This is a genomic window from Arthrobacter sp. P1_B3, from assembly GCF_056406615.1.
The window spans coordinates 1-6397 of sequence record NZ_JBFTZV010000052.1; the positions used below are offsets into that span (position 1 = coordinate 1).

Annotated in this window: 4 protein-coding genes; all 4 read right to left on the bottom strand. The window is 63.3% G+C overall.

Annotated features, from left to right (window positions below; all coding sequences use genetic code 11):
- Positions 1-1339: 1339 nt before the first annotated feature.
- Entirely contained in the window at positions 1340-2023 is a 684-nt protein-coding gene (locus AC1D2F_RS23570) for a LysR family transcriptional regulator (RefSeq protein WP_476967876.1), read from the bottom strand.
- Between the two features lie 86 nt (positions 2024-2109).
- Complete coding sequence (locus AC1D2F_RS23575; RefSeq protein WP_476967877.1) at positions 2110-3330, bottom strand: NADP-dependent isocitrate dehydrogenase; 1221 nt, start codon at positions 3328-3330, stop codon at positions 2110-2112.
- Positions 3331-3449: 119 nt separating this feature from the next.
- Entirely contained in the window at positions 3450-5378 is a 1929-nt protein-coding gene (locus AC1D2F_RS23580; RefSeq protein WP_476967878.1) for a phosphoenolpyruvate carboxykinase (GTP), read from the bottom strand.
- A gap of 313 nt (positions 5379-5691) precedes the next feature.
- On the bottom strand, positions 5692-6397 hold a 706-nt coding region (locus AC1D2F_RS23585; RefSeq protein ID WP_476967879.1), incomplete at its 5' end, for a hypothetical protein.

Sequence of the window (6397 nt, forward strand, 5' to 3'; positions counted from 1 at the left end):
GAACACCTCGTCCGAACACCTCGTCCTGCGGTAACCAACCCGCGCATATCAGTCTGACAGCGCCGTCGATCACGACGCGCCAGCCCGCCGGATGAGGCCACGAACGGATACGAAAGAGCGGTCCAAGACACGAGAGCCTTGGACCGCTCACCCTTGCCCTCTTGACAAGGAACACCTACATATCAGGTGTACTGAGAGCGGAATTGATCGCGAACGTGGCGACTGGCCAGCTATCCACTAACACGACCACTAACGTGCGGGCATGAACTCCTGTTTCGGTGCGACCGCTCCGGCCCCCCACAGCCTGCGCCTGCAGCTCCCCCCGAGAACCTTGCGTCTCACGGGAATCAGGTCGTTGAAGACTCGCGGCCGCATGAACTTATGTAGGCCGAGAAGTAAAGACGGAGACAGCCTGAGGGTCAACGAAAAAAGCAGACCTAAGTGTGGACAGTATCCACACCCGCATTCGCCGGACAAACCCGCCGTAGCCGGATTGCTTTGGACCGCAAGAAACTGAACGGTGGGAAACCAGGACAAATCATTCTTGGTCATGTCGTCAACACACCCCTTGGACATGAAGGTGTATGGCCGATAAGGGCCACCAGAACACGCCAGAGAAGAGGACAAATTACCCTACATCCCAGCAGGCGGAGGGCCCGCCAGCCAGGGCCCTGAACCGCCACCCCACACACCTGAATAGGCCCACCGCGGCGGCCGGGCCACAGCCCGCGAACCTAGCGTCAGAGGAACGCCACCACAAGCTATGTCAACACGTTAAAGCAAAAACCCCTCTGACGAGGGGTTATGCTGTGCCCAAGGTGGGACTCGAACTGCATTCCAACCCCTGCAAACTCTGGGAACTCCCGGAAACATAACGAATCCGGGCCAGTCCGGCAGCAGTACGATCCGATCCACCGCCCAAAATGTGCACAATGTACACACGCCAAATTGGCCAACTCAGAGCATCGCAGCCACGAGCCGCACCCACGCCGAGGTGCGGCTGTTCTATATTCTGGGCCAGGAGCCTTTCGGAACGTAATTCCTGTCAGCCGAAGCTCAGGCGCCCTCTGCCTCAGCTAACGGACGGTCCATTATCGGCGCCTCCCGGTTCTTCCCGGGGCGCCCATTCGCCAGTGAGCTTCAGTGGTAGTGACCAGCCTCTATGCGGCCGACGATGGCGGTCTCCCGGTCGCGCACTTCGGCGGTTACCGCGCGGAATGCCTTTGTGTGGGCCGTGACGGGCCGCGCCATGCCAAAGCAAGCACCGAGCCGGGCACGTCCACAATGGGTCGGTAGACGATTGAGGGCCGAGGCGCGAGCCGAGCCATGCTGATCATGGTTACGCTGAGCGCCATGCCAGTTGACACAATTTCCATTTCCTCCTCCACTGACGAGGTGACCGGCCCGATCCGCGGCGGTAACTCCTCCTCCAGGCCGCTGTCGCGCAATATCCAAAACGCCCGCCAGCTCGATCAGCGCGGCGAGGCGCACTGATGGTCTGATCCGCCAGGTCTTTCAGACGTACGGACTCCGAAGCCGACAGGGAACGTCCACGTGGTAAGCCGGCCGCTCGGGACTCAACGAAGATGTGCTCGATGTGCAGATCCGGGACGTCGATGGAGAGTCGTACGAAGGCGGCATCAGACTCTCCGGATAGCAGGCCGCATGAAGGATCGTTCAGGTTGAAACTCTCCAGTTCGATGGTCAAGTCCGGATAGCGGGACCGGAACGTATCGACGATCGGTGGCATGAGTTCGAGCGCAGAGGAAACAGTGAAACCCATCTTTAGCACGCCCAGCTGTCTCCTTTGCACACGCCGGGCGGCCTCCACGCCGGCGTCGAGCTCAACGAGAGCACGTCGGGTTGCAGGCAGGAACTCTTCACCTGCCTCCGTGAGTGCCACGTTGCGCGTCGTCCGTTCCAGCAGGGCGGCTCCAACGTCCCGCTCCAGCTCAGCAATGCTCTGGCTGATGCCCTGCTGCGAAATGTACAGACTCTCCTGCGTGGCACGGGTGAAGTTCAAAGTTTGGCCAACGTAAGCGCGGACTGTGAGCACGCAACACCGGGTAACTGTCGCCCACGTAACGTCAACGGGCGCGTGGAGATGGGCTAGCCCAGCCGTGCCTTCAGGTGCTCGTCCAGTGCAGCGAGGAATTCCTCGGTGCTCAGCCATTCCTGGTCCGGGCCCACCAGAAGCGCCAGGTCTTTGGTCATCTGACCGGCTTCGACTGTCTTGATGACGACGTCTTCGAGAGTGATGGCAAAGTCAATGACGGCAGGGGTGTTGTCCAGTTTGCCGCGGTGCATGATGCCGCGGGTCCAGGCGAAGATCGAGGCGATCGGGTTGGTGGAGGTCGGCTTGCCCTGTTGGTGCTGGCGGTAGTGGCGCGTCACGGTGCCGTGTGCGGCTTCGGCCTCGACGGTCTTGCCGTCCGGGGTCATCAGCACGGAGGTCATCAGACCAAGCGAGCCGTAGCCCTGGGCGATCGTGTCCGACTGAACGTCGCCGTCGTAGTTCTTGCAGGCCCAGACGTAGCCGCCTTCCCACTTCATCGCCGACGCGACCATGTCATCGATCAGGCGGTGCTCGTAGCTGAGGCCGGCGGCTTCGAACAGATCCTTGAACTCGGCGTCGAACACTTCCTGGAACAGATCCTTGAACTGGCCGTCGTAGGCCTTCAGGATCGTGTTCTTGGTGGAGAGGTACACCGGGTAGTTCCGCTGCAGCCCGTAGGCGAAGGAAGCTCGGGCGAAGTCGCGGATGGAGTCATTGAAGTTGTACATGCCCATCGCCACCCCTCCCCCGTCGGGGTAGGTGACCACCGTCTGCTTGATCTCTTCGCCGCCGTCGGAGGGCGTGAACGTCAGGGTTAGCGTTCCGGCCCCCGGGACCTTGAAGTTGGTGGCGCGGTACTGGTCGCCGAAGGCGTGGCGTCCGATGATGATTGGCTTGTTCCAGCCTGGGACCAGGCGCGGGATGTTGGAGATGATGATCGGCTCGCGGAAGACGACCCCGCCCAGGATGTTGCGGACGGTTCCGTTCGGGGAGACCCACATCTTCTTCAGGCCGAATTCTTTGACCCGGGCCTCATCCGGGGTGATCGTGGCGCACTTGACGCCCACGTTGTACTTCTTGATCGCGTTCGCTGCATCTATGGTGACCTGGTCATCGGTCGCGTCACGATTCTGGATGGACAGGTCGAAGTATTTCAGGTCCACATCCAGATACGGAAGGATCAGGCGGCTTTTGATGAACTGCCAGATGATGCGGGTCATTTCGTCGCCGTCAAGCTCCACAATAGAGCCAACGACCTTGATCTTTTCGTTCATGCGGTCTCCTTGATTTCATGGGCACAATGCCCCACACCGATGGTGGTCTCTGACATCTGCGAACCCGGGGTGGCGCTCGGTGCACGACGGTTCCGGGCACCGGGTGCCACCCCTGGCTCCTATCGGGAGCTGATGCGCGGCGTCCCCCGGCGGGCAGCGAATCGGTTTTTGACGCGTTGCAGCTCGGCCGGCAGTTCGGGGGGCAGCGAGTCACCGAACCGGGCGTACCACTGATCGATGCTGTCGATTTCCTGGGCCCATTCCTGTGAATCGACCGCCAGGGCGGCACTGAGGTGTCCGCGGGTGACATCGAGGCCTTCGACGTCGAGCGACTCCGGTGCGGGAACGAAGCCGATGGGAGTTTCAATGGCAGCGGCTGTCCCCTCGAGCCGTTCGATGGCCCATTTCAGGACGCGGGAGTTGTCTCCGAATCCGGGCCACAGGAAGCCACCAACGCTGTCGCGGCGGAACCAATTGACCAGGAAGATCCGGGGCAATGTGGCGGGATTGGCTGCCCGGCCGATCTCCAGCCAGTGGTTGAGGTAGTTTCCGGCGTCGTAGCCGATGAAGGGGAGCATGGCCATCGGATCGCGGCGGACGACCCCGACTTGGCCGGCGGCAGCCGCTGTGGTCTCAGAGGACAGCGTCGACCCCATGAAAACACCGCCCACCCAGTCCCTGGACTCGGTGACCAGGGGGATGGTTGTCTTCCGGCGCCCACCGAAGAAGATGGCCGAGAGCGGCACGCCCTGCGGTTGGTAGTATTCCTCGGCCAGGATATCGACCTGGCTGATGGGGGTGCAGAACCGCGAGTTGGGATGGGCCGCGGGCCTGCCGGAGCCCGGCGTCCAGTCCTGGCCCGTCCAGTCGGTCAGGTGTTCCGGGGTGTCCCGGGTCATGCCTTCCCACCAGACGCCGCCGTCATCGGTGAGAGCCACGTTGGTGAAAATGGTGTTGCCCTTGGCGATGGCGTCCATCGCGTTGGGGTTGGTGTGCCATCCGGTGCCGGGTGCAACGCCGAAGAGGCCCGCCTCCGGGTTGGTGGCCCGCAGTTCCCCGTCCTTTCCGACACGAATCCAAGCGATGTCGTCTCCCAGGGTTTCCACTTTCCAGCCGTCCACTGTGGGGTTCAGCAGCGCGAGGTTGGTCTTGCCGCAGGCCGAGGGAAACGCGGCGGAGATGTAGTAGGCCTTCTGCTCCGGGCTGGTGAGTTTGAGGATGAGCATGTGCTCCGCGAGCCAGCCCTCCTGCCGGGACATCGCGGACGCGATGCGCAGTGAGTAGCATTTCTTGCCCAGCAGCGCGTTGCCTCCGTACCCGGACCCGTAGGACCAGATGGCATTTTCCTCAGGGAAGTGGACGATCCATTTGTCGTCATTGCAGGGCCAGCTGACATCCTGCTGCCCCGGCTCCAGCGGTGCACCGACGGAGTGCAGTGCGGGGACGAAGTCCGCGTCCAGTTCGACCATTTTGGCCAGGACTTCGGAACCGGTGTGGGCCATTATGCGCATGGAGGCGACGACGTAGGCGCTGTCGGTGATCTCAACGCCGAACTTGGGGTCCTCGGCGTCGAGGTGGCCCATCACGAACGGAATCACGTACATGGTGCGTCCCCGCATGGCGCCGCGGAAGAGCCCGTTCAGCTTCTCCTTCATCTGTGCCGGCGCCATCCAGTTGTTGGTAAAGCCGGCGTCGCGTTCGTGTTCGGAGCAGATGTAGGTCTGCTCTTCGACCCGGGCAACGTCCTTGGGGTCGGAGAAGGCGGCAAACGAGTTGTGAAACCTGTCCGCGTCCAGGCGGACCAGGGTTCCGGCCGCAACGAGCCCGTCGGTGATCTGGCGGTATTCGGCTTCGGAGCCGTTGACCCAGTGGATGCGGTCCGGCTGGGTCAGGCCAGCAACTTCGCCGACCCAGTCCGAAAGCCGGGCCAGGGCGGCCGGGGCGGTATCCATGACGGTGGACTGTGTGGTGTTTGGCAAGGTTCTCTTCCTTCCCCCGCGCTTTGTGGCGTTGGCGGGGATGATCCTAGACGGTGATGGGTGGTTCATCGGAGCATCGCGGCCGGAGGCCAATAGGAGTTCAGGAGCGGCTGCGAGTCCCTCGAAGGGGGCCAGGGGCCTCAGGTTATTTACTATTTGATGAATACATCAATTTATATAATAGTCCCTATGGCACCGCCGTCGCGGACGGAGGACGGCAGGAACGTCTGAACACGGCTCAGCACCCCGTGGAGAGAAGCGAGGCAGATCACCCGATGGAACCGGGAACTACCGCGGCAGACGTGCAGCGCTGTCCCCGGTGCCCCTGCCGGGGCGGGCATGCCTTCACCGGCAACGGCAGGCAGGCGGCCTGAATTTAAATTTAGGGTCTCGGCGTCAGACGTTCGGCGCATGGCAGGACGGTCCTGAGGTCCGGGACGCCGGTTTCCAGGCCCGACCGGGCGAGCGCGCTGATGTCTAGGTCGGTGTTTTCGGCCAGGTGGACGACGGGGTAGCCGTTGTGCAGCAGGCGCCACCGGGGCGAGGTCCCGGACCAGGACGGTGCCGATGAAAAGACCGGCTTCGACCCTGAGGCGCCCTGGCGCCGGCCGGTTCCTGTCCGGCCTGGCACGGAGTCCTCCGAATGCTTCGGTCCCCGGCGCGGCGTCGGCGAGCCTTGCGCCGCGGTGCATTGACGCAGGACGCGCAGGCGCGGGGATGCACGGCGGATGACAGTCCCGAAATCGTAAGTGGACAGGCCGGTGACGCGCCCGTCCCGAAGGCTGACCGTGAGGTGCCGGATCGAGGTGCGGCCCCCGTCGCCGGCAAGGAGCCCCACCAGGTAGCTCCCCTTGCCTGCCGGTCTGGTCAGTTCGAAGTCCACGCGCACGTCCGGGCCGGAGGTGTCCACCGACACCCCGGCGATAGGCGGAGCCGGAGCCGGAGCCGGAGGCGCGGAGGCACGAACGGGCGCGGACCGCCCTTGTCCGGGTGCCGGCAGTGGCCGCATCACGCCGCCCGCTGTCCTGGCCGCTGCCCGGACCTGGGGGGCAGGGTCCGGGCAGCGGGTCCGAAGGCCGCGGTATGAC

Excerpts from the sequence above, each read along its gene's own strand:
- AC1D2F_RS23575 (WP_476967877.1), bottom strand. The coding sequence starts at position 3,330 with ATGAACGAAAAGATCAAGGTCGTTGGCTCTATTGTGGAGCTTGACGGC.
- AC1D2F_RS23580 (WP_476967878.1), bottom strand. The coding sequence starts at position 5,378 with ATGAACCACCCATCACCGTCTAGGATCATCCCCGCCAACGCCACAAAG.